Source organism: Yimella sp. cx-51, from assembly GCF_017654605.1.
GTDB lineage: Bacteria > Actinomycetota > Actinomycetes > Actinomycetales > Dermatophilaceae > Yimella.
Genome location: NZ_CP072113.1, coordinates 1,549,019 through 1,568,311 on the forward strand (window position 1 = coordinate 1,549,019; position 19,293 = coordinate 1,568,311).

Annotated in this window: 16 protein-coding genes; 12 read left to right on the forward strand and 4 right to left on the reverse strand. The window is 66.1% G+C overall.

Translation table 11 applies throughout. The features are described from left to right. The first annotated feature begins 111 nt into the window (after nt 1-111). On the forward strand, nt 112-3,825 hold the full coding sequence (gene metH, locus J5M86_RS07315) for a methionine synthase (RefSeq protein ID WP_244328558.1): 3,714 nt from the start codon (nt 112-114) through the stop codon (nt 3,823-3,825). Between the two features lie 85 nt (nt 3,826-3,910). Then, a complete protein-coding gene (locus tag J5M86_RS07320) occupies nt 3,911-4,606 on the forward strand; it encodes an HAD family phosphatase (protein ID WP_188060731.1) in 696 nt (231 codons plus the stop codon). A gap of 7 nt (nt 4,607-4,613) precedes the next feature. Here the strand turns inward: J5M86_RS07320 and J5M86_RS07325 are convergent, their stop codons facing one another. Continuing rightward, nucleotides 4,614-4,931, reverse strand: a complete 318-nt coding sequence (locus J5M86_RS07325; RefSeq protein WP_188060730.1) for a hypothetical protein — start codon at nt 4,929-4,931, stop codon at nt 4,614-4,616. A 24-nt stretch (nt 4,932-4,955) separates the two neighbouring features. Beyond that, a complete protein-coding gene (locus J5M86_RS07330; protein WP_370587345.1) occupies nt 4,956-5,750 on the reverse strand; it encodes a RecB family exonuclease in 795 nt (264 codons plus the stop codon). Nucleotides 5,751-5,935: 185 nt separating this feature from the next. Here J5M86_RS07330 and J5M86_RS07335 point away from each other — a divergent pair, with 185 nt between their 5' ends. The 4 genes from J5M86_RS07335 to J5M86_RS07350 are packed head-to-tail and all read left to right on the forward strand — an operon-like array spanning nt 5,936 to nt 10,456. Continuing rightward, on the forward strand, nt 5,936-7,081 hold the full coding sequence (locus J5M86_RS07335) for a site-2 protease family protein (RefSeq protein WP_188060728.1): 1,146 nt from the start codon (nt 5,936-5,938) through the stop codon (nt 7,079-7,081). Between the two features lie 36 nt (nt 7,082-7,117). Then, on the forward strand, nt 7,118-8,143 hold the full coding sequence (locus J5M86_RS07340) for a tRNA (adenine-N1)-methyltransferase (protein WP_188060727.1): 1,026 nt from the start codon (nt 7,118-7,120) through the stop codon (nt 8,141-8,143). 39 nt (nt 8,144-8,182) lie between these two features. Then, a complete protein-coding gene (gene arc, locus J5M86_RS07345) occupies nt 8,183-9,919 on the forward strand; it encodes a proteasome ATPase (protein WP_188060726.1) in 1,737 nt (578 codons plus the stop codon). A 6-nt stretch (nt 9,920-9,925) separates the two neighbouring features. Continuing rightward, complete coding sequence (locus tag J5M86_RS07350; protein WP_188060725.1) at nt 9,926-10,456, forward strand: hypothetical protein; 531 nt, start codon at nt 9,926-9,928, stop codon at nt 10,454-10,456. Between the two features lies 1 nt (nt 10,457). Here J5M86_RS07350 and J5M86_RS07355 read toward each other — a convergent pair whose 3' ends face one another. Continuing rightward, nucleotides 10,458-10,847: a DUF3054 domain-containing protein gene (locus J5M86_RS07355; protein WP_188060724.1), complete on the reverse strand. Its 390-nt coding sequence runs from the start codon at nt 10,845-10,847 to the stop codon at nt 10,458-10,460. Further along, complete coding sequence (locus J5M86_RS07360; protein ID WP_188060723.1) at nt 10,844-11,815, reverse strand: alpha/beta hydrolase; 972 nt, start codon at nt 11,813-11,815, stop codon at nt 10,844-10,846. Before J5M86_RS07360 ends, J5M86_RS07355 begins: the two co-directional genes overlap by 4 nt. Before the next feature lie 62 nt (nt 11,816-11,877). Between J5M86_RS07360 and dop the strand changes: the two genes are divergently transcribed. The 6 genes from dop to J5M86_RS07390 all read left to right on the forward strand — a co-directional run bounded on the left by dop (nt 11,878) and on the right by J5M86_RS07390 (nt 19,203). Continuing rightward, a complete protein-coding gene (dop, locus tag J5M86_RS07365; protein ID WP_223158525.1) occupies nt 11,878-13,401 on the forward strand; it encodes a depupylase/deamidase Dop in 1,524 nt (507 codons plus the stop codon). 77 nt (nt 13,402-13,478) lie between these two features. Continuing rightward, nucleotides 13,479-13,667 (forward strand): ubiquitin-like protein Pup, encoded by a 189-nt coding sequence (locus J5M86_RS07370; RefSeq protein ID WP_188060722.1) that lies wholly within the window; start codon nt 13,479-13,481, stop codon nt 13,665-13,667. After that, nucleotides 13,664-14,491, forward strand: coding sequence for a proteasome subunit beta (gene prcB, locus J5M86_RS07375; RefSeq protein WP_244328531.1), 828 nt, complete (start codon nt 13,664-13,666; stop codon nt 14,489-14,491). The genes J5M86_RS07370 and prcB overlap by 4 nt, the downstream gene beginning before the upstream one ends. Beyond that, nucleotides 14,488-15,258, forward strand: coding sequence for a proteasome subunit alpha (prcA, locus tag J5M86_RS07380; RefSeq protein WP_188060721.1), 771 nt, complete (start codon nt 14,488-14,490; stop codon nt 15,256-15,258). The genes prcB and prcA overlap by 4 nt, the downstream gene beginning before the upstream one ends. A gap of 97 nt (nt 15,259-15,355) precedes the next feature. After that, the gene (locus J5M86_RS07385; RefSeq protein WP_244328532.1) at nt 15,356-17,338 is read left to right on the forward strand and encodes an ABC transporter ATP-binding protein; all 1,983 of its coding nucleotides are present in this window, start codon (nt 15,356-15,358) and stop codon (nt 17,336-17,338) included. Next, complete coding sequence (locus tag J5M86_RS07390) at nt 17,335-19,203, forward strand: ABC transporter ATP-binding protein (protein WP_188060720.1); 1,869 nt, start codon at nt 17,335-17,337, stop codon at nt 19,201-19,203. The genes J5M86_RS07385 and J5M86_RS07390 overlap by 4 nt, the downstream gene beginning before the upstream one ends. Nucleotides 19,204-19,293 lie beyond the last annotated feature (90 nt).

Sequence of the window (19,293 nt, forward strand, 5' to 3'; positions counted from 1 at the left end):
AAACCCACAGTGAGCAGCCGCTCCGATTCCCGCGTCGACACCCCGTCGCGCGATCTCAGCCACCAGCGTCCTGACGCCACTTCCCAACTGCAAGAAGCACTCTCGCAGCGAATGCTGATCCTCGACGGATCGATGGGCGTCTTCATCCAGCGGCACAAGCTGAGCGAGGACGAGTTCCGCGGCGAGCGCTTCGCGCAGTGGACCCACGACGTCCGCGGCAACAACGACCTGCTGTCGATCACCAAGCCCGAGCTGATCGCCGACATCCACCGCGACTATCTCGAAGCCGGCGCCGACATCGTGGAGACCAACACCTTCTCCGCGCAGCGCATCTCGATGGCCGACTACGGCATGGAAGACCTGTCGTACGAGCTCAACTTCGCCTCCGCGCAGCTCGCCCGACGTGAGTGCGACAAGCTCGCCACCGACGACAAGCCGCGCTACGTGGCCGGTGCGCTCGGCCCGACCAACCGCACCGCGTCCATCTCGCCCGATGTCAACGACCCCGGCGCCCGCAACATCTCCTATCAGCAGTTGGTTGACGCTTACCTGGAGCAGGCCCAGGGCCTGGTCGACGGCGGCAGCGACATCCTGCTGGTCGAAACGATCTTCGACACCCTTAACGCCAAGGCCGCGATCTTTGCGCTGGAGACGCTCTTCGAGCAGGAGGGCCGGCGCTGGCCGGTCATCATCTCCGGCACCATCACCGACGCCTCGGGTCGCACGCTCTCGGGTCAGGTCACCGAGGCGTTCTGGAACAGCGTCCGGCACGCCAAGCCGCTCGCGGTCGGTTTCAACTGCGCGCTGGGTGCTGCCGACATGCGTCCGTACGTCGCCGAACTCGGCAAGGTGGCCGACACCTTCGTGTCGGTGTATCCCAACGCCGGCCTGCCCAACGCCTTCGGTGAGTACGACGAGACCCCGCAGGAGATGGCGGACGTCGTCGGCGGTTTCGCCCGTGACGGCTTGGTCAACATCCTCGGTGGATGCTGCGGTACCACCCCGGAGCACATCCGCGAGATCGCGGCGCAGGTCGAGGGTGTCGCACCCCGCAAGCCGGCCGACCCGGAGCCGTCGCTGCGCTTGTCGGGCCTGGAACCGCTCAACGTCGTCGAGGACTCCCTCTTCGTCAACGTCGGCGAGCGCACCAACATCACCGGATCGGCGCGCTTCCGCAAGCTGATCAAGGAGGGCGACTACCCCACGGCTCTCAACGTCGCCCGGCAGCAGGTGGAAGCCGGCGCACAGGTGATCGACATCAACATGGACGAGGGGATGATCGACGGCGTCGAGGCGATGGATCGCTTCTGCAAGCTGATCGCCTCTGAGCCCGACATCAGCCGGGTGCCGGTGATGATCGACTCCTCCAAGTGGCATGTGATCGAGGCCGGTCTGCGCTGCGTACAGGGCAAGCCGATCGTCAACTCGATCTCGATGAAGGAGGGCGTCGAACCCTTCATCGAGCAGGCCCGGTTGTGCCGCAAGTACGGTGCTGCGGTCGTGGTGATGGCCTTCGATGAAGAAGGTCAGGCCGACACCATCGAGCGCCGCAAGGAGATCTGCTCGCGGGCGTACAAGATCCTGGTGGACGAGGTGGGTTTCCCGCCCGAGGACATCATCTTCGACCCCAACATCTTCGCCGTGGCCACCGGAATCGAGGAGCACGCTAACTACGGCGTCGACTTCATCGAGGCGACCCGGTGGATCAAGCAGAACCTCCCGGGAGCGCTCGTCTCCGGCGGTGTCTCCAATGTGTCGTTCAGCTTCCGCGGCAACAACCCGGTGCGCGAAGCCATCCACGCGGTGTTCCTCTACCACGCCATCGGGGCGGGTATGGACATGGGAATCGTCAACGCCGGCGCGTTGGTGGTCTACGACCAGATCGATCCTGAGCTCAAGGAACGCATCGAGGATGTCGTGCTCAACCGGCGTCCCGATTCGACCGAGCGGCTGCTGGAGATCGCTTCGGAGCACAACAAGGCCGGTGAGCAGGTCGACGACTCCGCTGCGCTCGAATGGCGCAATTTGCCTGTGCGCGAACGCATTACGCATGCGCTGGTGAAGGGCAACGACGAGTTCATCGTCGACGACACCGAGCAGATGCGAGCCGAACTCGCCGAGGCGGGGGAGCGTCCGCTCAATGTGATCGAAGGCCCGCTGATGGACGGCATGGGCGTGGTCGGTGACCTCTTCGGCGCCGGCAAGATGTTCCTGCCGCAGGTGGTGAAGTCGGCCCGAGTGATGAAGAAGGCCGTCGCCCACCTCATCCCGTTCATCGAGGCCGAGAAGAAGCCGGGCGAGGCCGAACGCGCCAAGGGCAAGATCGTCATGGCCACCGTGAAGGGCGATGTGCACGACATCGGCAAGAACATCGTCGGCGTGGTGCTGCAGTGCAACAACTACGACGTGGTCGACCTCGGCGTGATGGTGCCGACGGCGAAGATCCTCGAGACCGCCAAGGCCGAGAACGCCGACGTGATCGGCCTCTCCGGACTCATCACGCCGTCACTGGACGAGATGGTCGGCGTTGCCGAGGAGATGGAGCGGCAGGGCTTCGACATCCCGCTCCTGCTGGGTGGGGCGACGACGTCCAAGGCGCACACCGCGGTGCGGGTGACGCCGAAGTACCACGGCCCGGTGGTCTGGGTGAAGGACGCCTCGCGCTCGGTGCCCGTCGTCTCGGCGCTGCTTTCGGACACCCGCAAGGAGGCCCTGCTGGAGGAGGTGGAGGCCGACTACGAGTCGATCCGCCGCCGCCATGCCGCCAAGAAGAACGACCGGCCGCTCATCTCCTACGCGGAGGCCCTGGAGCAGCGCACGCCGATCGAGTGGGCCGACTACCAGCCGCCGCGTCCGCATTTCCTGCTGCAGCAGAGCAAGAACACCGGCACTGATGTGCACCTCGGCTCGATCGAGTCGTACACCAAGGTGCTGCGCGACTACCCGATCGCGACCCTGCGCAAGTACATCGACTGGCAGCCCTTCTTCAACGCGTGGGAGATGAAGGGGCGCTTCCCCGACATCCTCAACAACCCCGCCACGGGGGAGGCCGCCCGCAAGCTCTACGACGACGCAAACGAGATGCTCGATCTCATCGAGAAGGAGCACTGGCTGGAGGCGACCGGTGTCGTCGGTTTCTTCCCGGCGAATGCGGTCGGCGACTCGATCGAGATCTACACCGACGAGTCACGGATGCAGGTGCACACCCAGCTGCATCACCTACGTCAGCAGGGCAAGCATCGCGAAGGAGTGCCCAACAAGTCGCTGGCCGATTTCATCGCTCCGAAGGACACCGGACTGCGTGACTACATCGGCGGGTTCGCGGTGACCGCGGGCCTGGGTGCCGAGCAGAAGATCAAGGAGTTCAAGGACGCGATCGACGACTACAGCGCCATCCTGCTGGAGTCGGTGGCCGACCGTCTCGCCGAAGCCTTCGCCGAGCGGATGCACGAGATCGTGCGCCACGAACTCTGGGGCTACGCGGCCGACGAACAACTCAGTAACGACGAGCTCATCGGCGAGAAGTACCGCGGCATCCGTCCGGCACCGGGCTATCCCGCCTGCCCCGACCACACCGAGAAGCAAACCCTTTGGGAGCTGCTCGACGTGCAGGCGCAGACCGGCATCGAACTCACCGAGTCGATGGCGATGTGGCCGGGTGCAGCTGTTTCGGGTTGGTACTTCTCGCACCCCCAGTCGCAGTATTTCGTTGTCGGGCGGATCTCGCAGGACCAAGTGGAGTCGTACGCGGAGCGCAAGGATTGGACGATGGACGAGGCGCACCGCTGGCTCTCGCCCAACCTCGGCTACGAGCCGGAGGACTGATGGATCAGCTACACCAGCTTCCTGCGGCTGTCCTTTGGGACATGGACGGCACGTCGAGCGCGCTGCGCGAGGTGCGGGAGCACGCATGGTGACTCTGCGCGGCGACGAACGCGAGCATGGGGATAGAGCGTCCCTGCCAGCGGCAATTTTGTGGGACATGGACGGGACGCTCGTCGACACCGAGCCGTACTGGATGAACGCCGAGCACCAACTGGTCGGACGGTTCGGGGGAGTGTGGACCGACGAACTGGCCCACCAGCTCGTGGGTAACCCGTTGCTGGTCTCGGGTCAGATCATCCGCGACAACTCGCCGGTCACCCTGACGCCCGAGCAGATCGTGCAGGAGCTGCTCACCTCGGTGATCGCGCAGATGCGGGAGCACGTGCCGTGGCGTCCGGGTGCAAACGAACTGCTGAAAGACGCTGTCGCACAAGGCATTCCGAACGCACTGGTGACGATGTCGTACGACTCCTTCGCCCGGGTGCTCGTGGAAGGCTTACCGGCCGGCACCTTCTCCGCGGTGATCACCGGGGACGCCGTCACCCACGGCAAGCCGCACCCCGAGCCCTACCTGAAGGCGGCCGAGGCACTCGGCGTCAAGATCACCGAGTGTCTCGCGGTGGAAGATTCTCCACCCGGTGTGCGTTCGGCGGTTGCCTCAGGCGCAGCGACGATCGCCGTGCCTCACGTGGTCGCGGTGCCGGCGGATTCGGGTGCGGTGCATGTCGATTCGCTCGCCGGTCAGACCGTGGTGTCGCTGTGGGGGCTGGCCCGCGGCTGAGCTCTGGTCAGGGCCGACTGCTCCACGGACGGCTCCGAAGCGCTTCGAAGTCGCCGCGGATGAACTCCTCGGCAATCGAGAGCGGTTCCTCCCGGCTGGAGAGTGGGAGGGTGCCGACCTCCCCACCTGATACGTCGACATTCTCGAACAGCACCGAATCAGCACTGAACTCCAGATTCCACTCGTCCGAATCCGTGAGCGAGACGGTGGCGTGCTCTTCATCGGCCGGAGTCAATTCATCGAGCAATGAGCTCAGCCGCTGAAGCGACGAGTCGTCCAGTTCAGCACCGATCCGATCGGTCAACCTCACCTGGCGATCGCTCATGGTCGGTCGTCAATCTACGTGCGATCAGTCCTGCGCCACTTCGGGCACCTCGGCGAACGCCGGATCGACGGCGCGCTCCGCAGCACGCTCGGGCAGCGGCGGGGGAGTGCCACCGAACTGCGGGCACAGCGCCTTGAAGCTGCACCAGTCGCACATCCGCGACGGCGCCGGACGCCAGTCGCCGGTGTGCGCCGAGAGCTCGATGGCCTCCCACAGCGCCTTCACCTTGCGCTCGGTGGCCAGCAGATCGCGTTCGTCGGGTTGGTAGCGCAGGATCTCGCGATCTGCGAGGTAGACCAGCTGCAGCAGGGTCGGCACCTCACCGCGCGTACGCCACAGCACCAACGCGTAGAACTTCATCTGGAAGAGCGCCTTGGCCTCGAACAACGGCGACGGCGAGCGTCCGCTCTTGTAGTCGACGACCCGCACCTCGCCGGTGGGCGCGACGTCGAGTCGGTCGATGTAGCCGCGCAGCGTCAGCCCGTCGATCTCGGCCTCGACGTACAACTCGCGTCCGGCGGGTTCGAGGCGTGTGGGGTCTTCGAGCGCGAACCAGCGTTCGACGAGCCTGGCCGCCGGGGCCAACCATGCACTGACCTCGCCGTCGACGAGGTCGTTCAGTTGGTCGTCCTGCTCGACAAGGGCCTCCCACTGCGGCTGCAGCAGGGAGAGAGCGTGCTCGATGGTGCGCTCGCCGGCATCGACGTCGAAGATCCGCTCGAGCACCGCATGTACGAGCGTGCCTCGCGCAGCAGCCGCAGAGCGGGGCTCATCGAGCCGGTCGATCACCCGGAAGCGGTAGAGCAACGGGCACTGCATGTAGTCGCCTGCTCGGCTGGGCGAGATGGCGCGCTTGACCACGGTCACCGGCAGGGCTGACCGCTCCGGCGACTCGTCCGTCTCCACGACCTCCTGCATGAGAGCGACCCTACGTTCGAGCACCGACATCGCCTGCGGTCGGACGCGCCCGTCCCGGGTAGCGCGCCGAAGTTAGGCTGGTCGACATGGCTCGGACTCCCGTGCAGGCTCCCGGCCTGCGAATCGGATCGCTTCGGGGAGTACCGATCTTCATCGGACGCAGTTGGCTCCTCATCGCTTTCGTCATCGTCGTCACCTTCGGCCCGCAGGTGCGCAACGCGCTGCCCGACCTCGGGGGCGTCGCCTACGTCGTGGCCTTCGCCTACGTCGTCGGACTCCTGATCTCGGTGCTCGTGCACGAGGCAGCGCACGCGCTGGCCGGCCAGTGGCGCGGCTTCGAGGTGCACCAGATCGTCGCCGATCTCTGGGGCGGACACACCTCCTTCACGCGCGAGGGCACGACCGCCCGAAGCAGCGCGATCGTCGCCGTCGTCGGCCCGTTGTCGAACGCCGTCCTGGCCGTGATCGGATATGCCGCACTGCAACTGGATCTGCCTGATGTCGCGCGGCTACTCACCGCGGCGTTTACCTGGGCCAATGCACTGGTGGCGGCGTTCAACCTCTTGCCCGGCTTCCCCCTGGACGGCGGACACCTGGTGGAAGCGGCTGTCTGGGGCGCTACTGGCAATCGCACCAAGGGCACGGTCATCGCCGGCTGGTGCGGGCGCGTGGTCACCCTCGTGATCGTCGCTGTGCTGCTGGTGTGGCCGCTGATCAACGGCAAGACTTTGTCGCTGGTCAGCACGATCTGGGTGGTGCTCATCGCGTCCTTCATGTGGTTCGGCGCCTCCGCGGCGATCGCCCGTGGCAAGGTCACCGGTCAGCTGGGCACCGTGCCGCTGGGCGACATCCTGCGCCCGCTGGCGGCAGCACCGGTCGGTTCGTCAGTGGCCGAACTTCCGCCGCACGACACCGTCCTCATGGGGGACGACGGTCAGCCCGAGGGCTTCGTGGTCGCCGGCAGCGCCATGGCGGTCCCCATGCAGAACCGCGCGTCCACGCCGGCTTCTGCGCTGTTGATCCGGCCGTCCGGACCCTGGGTCGTGCAGTTGGAGGACGACGGCAACTCCGGCGGCGATCTCAACGCGCTGGTGACCAACGCCGCCCAACACGGGCAGGTGGCCGAGCGCACGGTGGTGTTGCAGCGCGACGGTCAGCCGCTGGGTTGGATCGCCCGGGACGACCTGATCCGCGCGGTGCAATCGGCGTTGCAGCCGCGCCGAAACCCGTGACCGAGCCGGTGGCGGGGAGCCGTAAGCTTCCACCCCATGAGTGAAACCCCGCTGGGAGCGCAGTTGCGTCGTGGTCCGTTCATCGAGGGCGAGCGGGTGCAGCTGACCGACCCGAAGGGGCGGATGCACACGATCACCCTGGGAGCCGGCAAGCAGTTCCACACCCACCGCGGCTACCTGGCGCACGACGACCTCATCGGTGGCCCGGACGGCAGCACCATCACCAACACCGCAGGCATCGAATACCTTGCGCTACGTCCTCTGCTGCCCGATTACGTGCTGTCGATGCCGCGCGGCGCGGCCGTCGTCTATCCCAAGGACGCCGGCCAGATCGTGACAATGGGCGACATCTTCCCCGGCGCCGTCGTGGTCGAAGCGGGCGTCGGTTCCGGAGCTCTCTCGATGTCGCTGCTGCGCGCTGTCGGTGATCACGGTCGGCTCTACTCCTTCGAACGCCGCGACGACTTCGCGCAGATCGCGCGCGGCAATGTCAACGCCTTCTTCGGCGCCCCGCACCCCGGATGGACGGTCACGGTCGGCGACCTCGTCGACGCGTTGCCCGAGACCGTTGAGGCCGGCACCGTCGACCGCGTCGTGCTCGACATGCTCGCTCCCTGGGACTGCCTCGGTGTCGTCGGCGACGCTCTGGCGCCCGGCGGCCTGCTCATTTGTTACGTGGCCACGGCGACCCAGCTTTCGCGCACCGCAGAGGCCATGCGCGACCACGGCGGCTTCACCGAGCCCCAGGCCTGGGAATCGCTGGTGCGCGGCTGGCACCTCGAAGGCCTGGCGGTACGACCCGAACATCGCATGCACGGCCACACCGGCTTCTTGATCTCGACCCGTCGTCTCGCGCCCGGGGTCACGCCACCGGTGCGCAAGCGGCGTCCGAGCAAGGGCGCTGCCGACGGCTACGACGAGGCCGATGTGCAGGCGGTGCTGCCGTCCGGCGACTGGAGCCCCGAGGACGTCGGCGAACGCCCGGTGTCGGACAAGAAGGTGCGCAAGCTGGCCCGTTCAATGGGTGAGCCGGAGGCAGATTCGCAGCCCTCGGACAGTTAGGGTCGAAAGCAGGGTCACGCGCCGACGAAGGAGAGTGACATGGCTGACGAACGTCCCACCCCCGAGCCCGCGAAATACGACGAGGTGCAGAGTCTGCGCGCCGAGGTCGAGGCTCTGCGTGCCCGCGTGACGATGAGCCCCGGCGAGCGCGCCGATCTTGACCAGCAGGTGCGCCAGTTGCGTTCGGCCCAGGCCACGCTGTCGACGCAGAACGAACGCCTGGTGCGCACGCTCAAGGACGCTCGTGAGCAGATCGTGTCGCTCAAGGGCGAGATCGACCGGCTGGCCCAGCCCCCGGCGTCCTTCGGCGTGATCCTTGGTCGCGGTGAGGGTGACACCGTCGACATCCTGACCTCCGGCCGCAAGATGCGCGTGGGTGTCAGCCCGACGATCGAGGACGAGGCCATCGTCCCAGGTCGCGAAGTGGTGCTCAACGAGGCCCTCAACATCGTGCGTGCCGTCGGTTTCGAGACGGTCGGCGAGCTCGTGCAGGTCAAGGAAATGCTGTCCGGCGACCGTGTGCTGGTGCTGGTGCGCGGCGACGAGGAGCGGGTCTGCCGAGTGGCAGCAGCGTTGTCCGACACAGCGATTCGCGTCGGCGACTCGCTGTTGCTGGACGGCCGCACCAACTTCGTCTTCGAGAAGATCGCCAAAGCTGAGGTGGCCGATCTGGTGCTCGAGGAAGTGCCTGACATCCGCTATGAGGACATCGGTGGCCTCGCCGGTCAGATCGAACAGATCCGGGACGCCGTCGAGATGCCCTACCTGCATGCCGAACTCTTCCGCGAGCACGCATTGCGTCCGCCCAAGGGCGTCTTGCTCTACGGCCCGCCCGGCTGTGGCAAGACAATGATCGCCAAGGCGGTCGCCGCATCCCTGGCCCGCAAGGTGGCCGAGAAGACCGGCAAGGAACAACCCAAGAGTTACTTCCTGAACATCAAGGGCCCCGAACTGCTCAACAAGTACGTCGGTGAGACCGAGCGGCACATCCGGCTGATCTTCCAGCGGGCCCGCGAAGTCTCCTCCGACGGCACGCCCGTGGTGGTCTTCTTCGACGAAATGGAGTCGCTGTTCCGCACCCGCGGATCGGGCGTGAGCTCGGACGTCGAGACCACCGTCGTCCCGCAACTCCTGGCCGAGATCGACGGTGTGGAGAAGCTGGAGAACGTCATCGTCATCGGTGCCTCCAACCGCGAGGACATGATCGATCCCGCGATCCTCCGACCGGGCCGGCTCGACGTGAAGATCAAGATCGAGCGTCCCGACGCCCAGAGCGCACACGAGATCTTCGGCAAGTACCTCACCGCCGAACTGCCGCTGCACCCGGACGACCTGGCCGAGCACGACGGCGACCGGGACGCCACGGTGGCCGACATGATCCAGGCGACCGTCGAGCGCATGTACGCAGAGATCGACGAGAACCGCTTCCTGGAGGTCACCTACGCCAGCGGCGACAAGGAGATCCTGTACTTCAAGGACTTCAACTCCGGCGCGATGGTGCAGAACATCGTTGACCGCGCCAAGAAAATGGCGATCAAGGAGCAGTTACTGACCGGGGTCAAGGGCATCCGCGTCGAGCACCTCCTGGAGAGCTGCGTGGTGGAGTTCAAGGAGAACGAAGACCTCCCCAACACCACCAACCCCGACGACTGGGCGCGCATCTCCGGCAAGAAGGGGGAGCGCATCACCTACATCCGCACACTCATCGACGGAAAGCAGGGTGGTGGGTCGTCCAAGGCGATCGACTCGGTGGCCACGACGGGCCAATACCTCTAGGACGCAATGACTTTCGACCAGAACGACCCGCAGTGCCAGCCCTACACCTCGGGCGAGCCGATCAAGGGTGGGGTCCATCCGCAAGCGCAGGCGCTGAAGATCATGGGTTTCGCGTTGATGTCGGGGCTCGTGGCGATCGTGGTGGTGATGGCCTTCGTGCTGGAGCCGTACGACTTCGAGATCGTGCCAGCGGCGATCGGACTGTTCGTCGGTGTGATGGCGGCGAGTGTGATCCCGATCGTCAGTAAGCCGCGGCCCTTCCCGGCAGGTGCTCGTCCGAGCCCGGAGACAGTCATCGAGCGCTTCCGCCCGATCATGATTCTCTGCTTCGCGATGGCTGAAGCACCTGCGCTCGTCGGGGTTGCGCTGTGTCTGGCCTTCGGCGCCAATGTGTTGGCGCTGCTTCCGGCCGTGCTCATCTCGTTGGCGCTCATGGGCGTGCTGGTGATCCCCAACCGCAAGAACATCGCCACCGTTGAACGGGAGTTCGACCGCGACGGAGCGACCTCGAATCTGTCGGCGCTGTTCGGCTACTGATTCATCCAGTGGCAGCGTTGCGCTGCCGCACGATCAAGTGGCGGATCGCACGCCATCCGATGAGGAAGGCGGCCAAGGTCAGCGAGGCGACGATGATGAACGGCACCGCCGTACCCAGATCCATCTGGTGCCGCAACAGCATGCCGATGGCCACCGTGCAGATCCACACCGTGACGCCTGAAGGCACGGTCACCGGCACGAGGCGATCCCAGTTGTAGTAGGCGACGATCCAGCCGGTGGCCGTCCCGATGAGGAATGGCCACGCGGTGTCGAGGGCTCCGGCGAGGTTCCCGGAGTCGTGCGACGCCCTGCCGATCGCGGCGAAGATGATGACCAGCGCGACATCGAGAATGAGCAGCGGCCAATTTTTGGTGCTCGGACGACTGGTCACTGGGCAGTCCACCAATCGATGAGCTGGTCAGCGATCTCCATGCGTGCTTGATGGCCCACATTGGTCGCGCCGGGCATGTTGAGGAAGCCGTGCGGCACCTGGTAGTAGCGGGTCAGGCGGGTCGGCACACCGTGACGCTGCAGTTGGCGGGCGTAGTCGATTCCCTCGGCGCACAACGGATCGCGGTCAGCGGTCTGCACCAATGCCGGCGCAACCCCGCGGACGTCCGCACGTGCGGGTGACAGCTTCGGGTCGACGTCCGCGAGCCCGGTGCCCTCGAGGTAGAGCTCCTTGTAGCGGTCCATGTCAGGTCCGGTCAGAGCGGGTGCACGGCGCATCTCGTGCACGATCGACAGATCGGTGGCCGGGTAGATGAGCACCTGGCCGAGCAGATCGCGACGATGCTCGCGGGCGTGGATGGCAGTGAGGGCCGAGAGGTTGCCTCCTGCGCTGTCGCCGCCGACCACGATCCGCGGCGTCGGGGTGCCGCACTCGGTAGGACCGCCACTCAACCAGTCGAAGATGTCGAGCGCGTCGTGCAGGCCTTGCGGAGCCTTGTGCTCAGGGGCCTTGCGGTAGTCGGGGGCCAGCACGGTGCATTCGGCCCGATGGGCCAGCAGCGTGAGCATCGAGTCGTAGTCGCGCGGACGTCCGCGCACCCACCCGCCGCCGTGGATGTAGAGCAACACCCGATCGGTCTGCTTGCTGCCACGGTAACGCCGCACCGGTAACTCGAAACCGTCGCGCACGGGCACCGTGAACTCGTCGATCTCGATGCCGGGGGTGAGGCCACCGATGATGACGGAGGCAGGGAATTTCGGCGCCGGTGACAGTGCCCGGGAGTCAGCCGCGAGCTGCTCGAGGGTCATCTCGGCGAAGGGAACGCGCTGCGTGCGTGCCAGGGCGAAGCACAGCAAACGCGTGCGAAGTGGCATTCCGGAGGTGTCGGACCAACTGGTGCGTGACATGCGCCCAGTATCGCCGCGGACACCCGACATCGTGCGGAAGGGGTGAACGTAATGTTGAGCGCATGAGCGTGCGCCGTGTGATGGGGATCGAGACCGAGTACGGCATCTCGCAGCCGGGCGATCCGAGTGCCAACCCGATGCTGATGTCGGGCAGGGTGGTGACCGCCTACGCCCGCTCTCTGGGGCTGCGCGCCGCACAGGGCGGCTGGGACTACGCCGACGAAGCGCCCCTGCAGGACGCGCGTGGCTGGGCAATGGACCGGCAGATGGCCGACCCGAGCCAGCTCACCGATGAGGAAGACCCGACGATGGCGAATGTCGTCCTCACCAACGGTGCCCGCTTGTACGTCGACCACGCCCACCCGGAGTACTCCTCACCGGAGGTGAGCTCGCCCCGGGCAGCCGTGATCTGGGACCGTGCCGGCGAGTTGGTGATGCGTGAGGCGGTCAGGCTGCTCAACGGGCCGGGCATGCCACCGCTGAACCTCTACAAGAACAACACCGACGGCAAGGGCGCCTCCTACGGCACCCACGAGAACTACCTCATGCGGCGGCTCACCCCGTTCGCCGACATCATCAACGGCCTCATCCCGTTCTTCGTCACCCGGCAGGTCTTCTGCGGCTCCGGCAAGGTCGGCATCGGCACCGAATCGCAGCGGGCCGGCTTCCAGCTCTCCCAACGGGCTGACTTCTTCGAGACCGAGGTGGGTCTGGAGACCACCCTCAAGCGGCCGATCATCAACACCCGCGACGAACCGCATGCTGTCACCGAGAAGTACCGCCGGCTGCACGTCATCATCGGCGACGCCAACCACTGCGATGTCGCCAATTTCCTCAAGCTCGGCACCACCAGCCTGGTGCTCGGCATCATCGAAGCGGGTGCCGTCACGCAAGACCTCACGCTCGCCGAGCCGGTGGCCGCCCTGCAACAGATCTCCCACGATCCCTCGCTGAAGACCAAGGTGGCGCTGGCGGACGGGCGGACGCTGACCGCGCTGGAGATCCAGTACGCCTATCTGGAGATGGTGCAGCAGTGGTTGGAGGCCAGCTACGGCAACGATCTTGACGCCGAGACCGCAGAGACGGTGCAGCGGTGGAGCGATGTGCTCGACAAACTCGACACCGACCCCATGAGCGCCGCACGCGAAGTCGATTGGGTCGCCAAACTGCAACTCCTGCAAGGCTTTCGCGATCGCGGATTGGAGTGGTCCGACCCGAAGTTGCGGGCCATCGACATCCAGTGGAGCGATGTGCGCGCCGACAAGGGCATCTTCCACAAGCTGGCCGCGGCCGGACGCTTCGAGGAGTTGGTGAGTGCCGACGACGTCGCTGCAGCAGTCACCGAACCGCCCACTGACACCCGGGCCTATTTCCGCGGCCGGGCCCTGTCCCAGTTCGGGGCGAATGTCGCGGCCGCGTCGTGGGATTCGGTCATCTTCGACGTCCCCGAACGCCGCGCCATGCAGCGGGTGCCGATGCTCGAGCCCCTGCGCGGGAGCAAGGAACACGTGGGGGAGTTGTTCGACGCGGCAGGGAGCGCCGACGAACTCCTCACCGCGCTGTTGACGCCAGGCAACGGTCGCTGACGGTTGCCCACCCCGGCCGACACCGGCTGGTTAGGGTGGGACAGAAGAAGTCCCCGCGAGGAAAGACGGTTCGAGCCATGGCCCAGGAACGCATCAACCCGCAGCGCCGCGACGGTGGTCCGGCCGACGAAGGCGACGCCCCGGCGCCAGTCGCGCCGCAGGTGCAGACCGGCGAGATCGACAGCGTCCTCGACGAGATCGACAGCGTGTTGGAGTCCAACTCGGAGGAGTTCGTGCGCGGCTTCGTCCAGAAGGGCGGCCAGTGAGCCGTCCCGGCGCGGATGCCTCCGGTCGGCTGCCGGATGAGTTCCTGGTGGCTGGTTCGTCGTCGTTCACCGATTTCATCGGCGCGCACGCGCCCGACCTGATGCCCGGAGCACGGCACGCACCCGGCAGCGTGCAGGTGCAGGCTCCGCACGGCACCACGATCGTCGCGCTGACCTACCCCGGCGGCGTGCTGGTGGCCGGCGACCGGCGGGCCACGATGGGCAATCTCATCGCCAGTCACACGATGCGCAAGGTCTTCCTGGCCGATGACCACTGCGCGGTCGGCATTGCCGGCACAGCGGGAGTGGCGATCGAGATGGTGCGGTTGTTCCAGGTGGAGCTGGAGCACTACGAGAAGATCGAGGGCACCGCACTGTCTTTGCAGGGCAAGGCGAATCGGCTCGCGACGATGATCCGGGGCAATCTCGGCATGGCCATGCAGGGCCTCGCCGTCGTCCCGTTGTTCGCAGGCTTCGATCCCCAGTCGGGATCAGGCCGGATGTTCAGCTATGACGTCACCGGCGGTTGCTACGAGGAGCGGCATTTCCACTCGGTCGGTTCGGGCTCCCTCTTCGCGCGCGGTGCGCTGAAGAAGTTGTGGCGTCCGGAACTGTCGGAGGACGAGGCCGTGCGGGTGATCGTCGAAGCGTTGTACGACGCCGCCGACGACGACTCCGCCACCGGAGGGCCAGACCCGGGCCGACGCATCTGGCCGAATGTCGCAGTGCTCGACGAACAAGGCGCACGATTCGTGCCCGATGACCAGATCGAGCAGGTTGTCGCCGGTGTGGTCGCCTCTCGCCGTGAGGAGGATCCGCGATGAGCATGCCTTTCTACGTCTCGCCCGAGCAGATGATGAAAGACCGGGCCGACTACGCGCGCAAGGGCATCGCCCGTGGTCGCGCCGTGGTGGTGCTGGCCTACGACGGCGGCATCGCGTTCGTCGCCGAGAACCCCAGTCGCGCGCTGCACAAGATCTCCGAGATCTACGATCGCATCGCTTTTGCTGCGGTGGGTAAGTACAACGAGTTCGAAAACCTCCGGGTCGCAGGTGTGCGCTACGCCGATCTGCGCGGCTATTCCTACGACCGATCCGATGTCACGGCGCGCGGCTTGGCCAATGCCTACGCACAGACCCTCGGCACCGTCTTCACCCAGGAGTCCAAGCCGTACGAGGTCGAGATCGTGGTCGCCCAGATCGGTCACACCGCAGCTGACGATCAGATCTACCGCCTGATGTACGACGGCTCGGTGGCCGACGAGCACGGCTTCGTGGCCATGGGCGGGGGAGCCGAGCGGATCGCGGCAGGCTTGGACAGTGCGTGGCGGCCCGACCTCGACCTGAGCTCCGCGCTCCAATTGGCCGTCGGTCTGCTCGGAGTCGACGCCGAGGGCAACCCGCGCCCGCTCGCAGCCGACCAACTCGAGGTCGCGGTGCTCGACCGACAGCGCGAACGTCGCGCGTTCCGGCGGCTACCCGTGCCCCTGTTGAGGAAGTTGCTCGACACCACCGACGCAACCTCGGATGTTTCACATGCCGATCCCTCTGCGGCGCAACAGGATCCGGTGATCTCCGAACCCACCGACTGACGTAGCCGGCGATTCGTGTCGGTACGCAGTGGCATACTCCGCAAGGCACTCAGCACCCCCGTGATGCCCCACAGCCGATGAGGAGGCGTACCCGCTCGTGACCACGGACGAACGCACAACAGCATCCGAACGCCACGCACGGCGCGCCGAGCCAGATGCTTCGTCCACCGAGCAGCACGGTCCACCGGGTGAGTTGATCAGCCGTCCCAGCATTTCCCCGCCCGGCCGCGGGGGGTGGCGTGACAACGCGCTGTGGCGGCTCGTGCCCTATCTGCGGCCATACCGCACGCGGATGATCGTGATGTTCATCGTCGCGCTCGCCTCCATCGCCAGCACCATCGCGATCCCGCTGATGACGCGTGCGGTGATCGACGGTCCGGTCGCACACCGTGACGAGCGGGGCTTGTGGCTGCTCGGTGCGAGCGCATTGCTGCTCGGAGTGGCCGAAGCGGCGCTGTGGCTGGTGCGGCGCTGGCTCGTGCAGAAGGCCAGCACTGGAGTGGAGAACGACATCCGCCAGCAACTGCACGCCCGACTACAGGTGCTGCCGATGAGCTTCCACGGCAGTTGGCAGTCAGGTCAGTTGCTCTCGCGGGTGATGAACGACCTCGGCATGATGCGCCGGTTCATCGGTTTCGGCTCAGTGCTGTTGATCCTCAACATCATCCAGGTCGTAGTCGTGACCGGCATCCTGCTGGCGATGTACTGGCCGCTGGGGCTGATCGTCCTGGCCTCCATCGCTCCGGTGGTCGGAGCGAACCTCCACTACGAACGGCAGTTCAGCAAAGCCTCCCGGCAGGCACAGGACCAAACCGGCAATGTCGCCACCCAGGTCGAGGAGGCTGCACTCGGCCTGCGGGTGGTGAAGTCGTTCGGCCGCGAAGACTACGTCTTCGACCGCTTCGACGCCCAAGCCACGAAACTGCGTGACATCCAGTTGCGCAAGGTGCGCATCATGTCGCGCTTCTGGACACTGCTGGAGGTCATCCCCACGGCCACCCTCGTGCTGGTGCTTGCCATCGGCGCCCGCGCCGTCGGTAACGGCGACATGACGCTCGGCACCCTCGTCGCCTTCATCACCTTCATGCTCAACCTCGTCTGGCCGATCTCCGCACTCGGTTTCCTGCTGTCGATGATGCAGGAGACGATCACCGCCGCCGACCGTGTGGCAGAGATCTTCGACACCGAACCCGACATCGTCAGTGGCACCTCCGCGCGTTCGATCACGCGCGGACGACTCGAACTGCGTGATGCCGGATTTCGCTTCCCCGACAGTGAGCAGTGGGCTCTGCGGCATCTGAACCTCACGATCGAGCCCGGGGAGACGGTGGCCTTGGTCGGCGCCACCGGTTCCGGCAAGTCGACGCTCACGGCCCTCATCCCGCGACTGCGGGACGTCAGCGAAGGGCAGGTGCTGATCGACGGCATCGACGTGCGTGACCTTCCGCTACCGGTGCTGCGATCAGCGGTCGCGACCGCCTTCGAAGACCCGACGCTGTTCTCCATGTCGGTGCGTGAAAACCTCACGCTCGGCCACCCGAACGCCACCGACGACGACATTTCCCACGCTATCGAGGTGGCCCAGGCCGGCTTCGTGCACGACCTGCCGTTCGGGCTCGAGACCCGCATCGGCGAGCAGGGTATGAGCCTGTCCGGCGGTCAACGGCAACGACTGTCGTTGGCTCGGGCGGTGCTGGCCCACCCCCGGATTCTGGTGCTCGATGACACCCTCTCGGCACTGGACGTGCACACCGAGGCGCTGGTGGAGAAGGCATTGCGGCAGGTGCTCACTGATGCCACCGGCATCGTCGTTGCCCATCGCGCGTCGACGGTGCTGCTGGCCGACAAGGTGGCACTGCTGGAGAACGGCACGATCACCCATGTCGGATCCCACGCCCAGTTGCTTTCCGGCGTCCCGCAGTACCGCTATCTGCTCGCCGCCGACGACGAACTCGACCCAGACCGCGAACACCACGAACCCTGGGAGAGCGACGTCGAACGCGAGGCGATGGACGAGGCCGTGCTCGCCGGTCGCGCGCCCGCAGGTGGCCGCGACGACGACTGCGAGGGGCAGCGATGAGCACCACCAGCGACAAGCGCAGCTCCGAGCTTCCGGCCGGTCAGGGCTCGGATCCGTCGTGGGAGTCGTGGCGCGGACGCGCCGCCGACCAGGAGCAGGACACCGTCGAGAAGACCGCCGAGCGCGGACAGGCCAAGGCGTTGCTGTGGGATCTGCTGCGGCCCTACCGCCGAACCGTCGCACTGCTGGGCGTCGCGGTGCTGATCGAGAACGCCGCTCGGTTGGCGGTGCCCCGACTGGTGCAGATCGGGGTGGACGACGGTGTGCCGCCCCTGCGCGAGTCGGGCGATGGCAGCGTGTTGACCCAGGTCGTCATCGCGTTGTTGGTCGCGCTCGTGCTGCAAGCGGGCCTGCGCATGCTGTTCATCCTGCAGTCCGGACGCATCGGTCAGAACCTCCTGCTCGAAGTACGCCGCCGGGTCTTCAAGCACTTCGGACGACTGGACGTCTCCTTCCACGACAAGTACACCTCCGGCCGGGTGGTGAGTCGCTCGACCAGTGATGTCGAAGCCATCCAGGAGATGCTGGAGAACGGTTTCGACGGACTGATCACGGCCGTGCTGACACTTTTCGGCACCGCGATCCTGCTGCTCACCCTCGATCTGCGACTGGGCGCCGTCTGTCTGATCAGCTTCCCGTTCCTGGTGGCGTTGTCGTTGTGGTTCCGCCGAGAGTCAGCCGCGGCATACCGGCTGGTGCGGGAGATCTCGGCGCTGGTGATCGTGCAGTTCGTGGAGTCGATGACCGGCATCAAGGCCGTGCAGGCCTACCGACGCGAGCCGCGCAACCAGGTGATCTTCGGCGAACTGGCCGACCGCTACCGCGACATCAACATCCGCACGATGCGCCTGATCGCCATCTTCATGCCGGGTGTGAAGCTCATCGGCAATCTCACCACCGGAGTTGCACTCCTCTATGGCGGTTACCTGGCGATGCACGGCGAGATCACCATCGGCGTGCTCACCGCCTTCCTGCTCTACCTGCGCATGTTCTTCGAACCCATGCAGGAGATCACGCAGTTCTACAACACCTTCCAGTCGGCCACCTCGGCGCTGGAGAAGCTCGCGGTCGTGCTGGCCGAACAGCCGCCGATCGCCGACCCGGCCCATCCCGTGGCCCTGCGGGATGTGCGCGGCGAGATCACCTTCGACGACGTGCACTTCTCCTACGTGGCCGATCGCCCGGTGCTGCCGGGTCTCGACCTCGTGGTGCCCGCGGGCCAAACCGTGGCGCTGGTCGGCACGACCGGAGCCGGGAAGACAACCATCGCCAAGCTGATCGCCCGCTTCCACGATCCTGACGAAGGCAGGGTCCTGCTTGACGGTCTCGACCTGCGCGACCTGGCGCAGTCCGATCTGCGCCGACACGTGGTGATGGTGACCCAGGAAAACTTCATGTTCGAGGGTTCGGTGGCCGACAACATCCGCTTCGGACGACCGGAGGCCACCGACGCACAGGTGCGTGAGGCAGCCGAAGCAGTGGGTGCCGACACCTTCATCGCAGCCTTGCCTGACGGCTACGACACCGATGTCGCAAAACGCGGCGGACGACTGTCGGCCGGACAGCGACAACTCGTGGCCTTTGCCCGGGCGTTCCTCGCTGACCCCGACGTCCTCATCCTCGACGAAGCGACCTCATCGCTCGACATCCCCAGCGAACGACTCGTGCAGCAGGCCCTGCGCACCATCCTGGCCGGCCGCACGTCGCTGATCATCGCCCACCGGCTCTCCACGGTGGAGGTGGCCGACCGGGTGCTGGTGCTCGAGCACGGGAGGGTGTTGGAGGACGGTCCGCCGCACCGCCTCATCACCGAGCAGGGACGCTACGCGGCGCTGCAGCAGGCCTGGATCGACTCATTGGCCTGAGCCCACCTGTTGTCACCACCGAAGAGCGTTGTGCGGCAACGAATCACGGGAACGTCGGAGCGAGCGGACCGGTTGATCCGGCACGGACGT

Bases quoted from the DNA above. Each gene is read 5' to 3' on its own strand.
- metH (WP_244328558.1), top strand. From the start codon at position 112: ATGCTGATCCTCGACGGATCGATGGGCGTCTTCATCCAGCGGCACAAG.
- J5M86_RS07320 (WP_188060731.1), top strand. From the start codon at position 3,911: ATGGTGACTCTGCGCGGCGACGAACGCGAGCATGGGGATAGAGCGTCC.
- J5M86_RS07325 (WP_188060730.1), bottom strand. From the start codon at position 4,931: ATGAGCGATCGCCAGGTGAGGTTGACCGATCGGATCGGTGCTGAACTG.
- J5M86_RS07330 (WP_370587345.1), bottom strand. From the start codon at position 5,750: ATGCAGTGCCCGTTGCTCTACCGCTTCCGGGTGATCGACCGGCTCGAT.
- J5M86_RS07335 (WP_188060728.1), top strand. From the start codon at position 5,936: ATGGCTCGGACTCCCGTGCAGGCTCCCGGCCTGCGAATCGGATCGCTT.
- J5M86_RS07340 (WP_188060727.1), top strand. From the start codon at position 7,118: ATGAGTGAAACCCCGCTGGGAGCGCAGTTGCGTCGTGGTCCGTTCATC.
- arc (WP_188060726.1), top strand. From the start codon at position 8,183: ATGGCTGACGAACGTCCCACCCCCGAGCCCGCGAAATACGACGAGGTG.
- J5M86_RS07350 (WP_188060725.1), top strand. From the start codon at position 9,926: ATGACTTTCGACCAGAACGACCCGCAGTGCCAGCCCTACACCTCGGGC.
- J5M86_RS07360 (WP_188060723.1), bottom strand. From the start codon at position 11,815: ATGTCACGCACCAGTTGGTCCGACACCTCCGGAATGCCACTTCGCACG.
- dop (WP_223158525.1), top strand. From the start codon at position 11,878: ATGAGCGTGCGCCGTGTGATGGGGATCGAGACCGAGTACGGCATCTCG.
- J5M86_RS07370 (WP_188060722.1), top strand. From the start codon at position 13,479: ATGGCCCAGGAACGCATCAACCCGCAGCGCCGCGACGGTGGTCCGGCC.
- prcA (WP_188060721.1), top strand. From the start codon at position 14,488: ATGAGCATGCCTTTCTACGTCTCGCCCGAGCAGATGATGAAAGACCGG.
- J5M86_RS07390 (WP_188060720.1), top strand. From the start codon at position 17,335: ATGAGCACCACCAGCGACAAGCGCAGCTCCGAGCTTCCGGCCGGTCAG.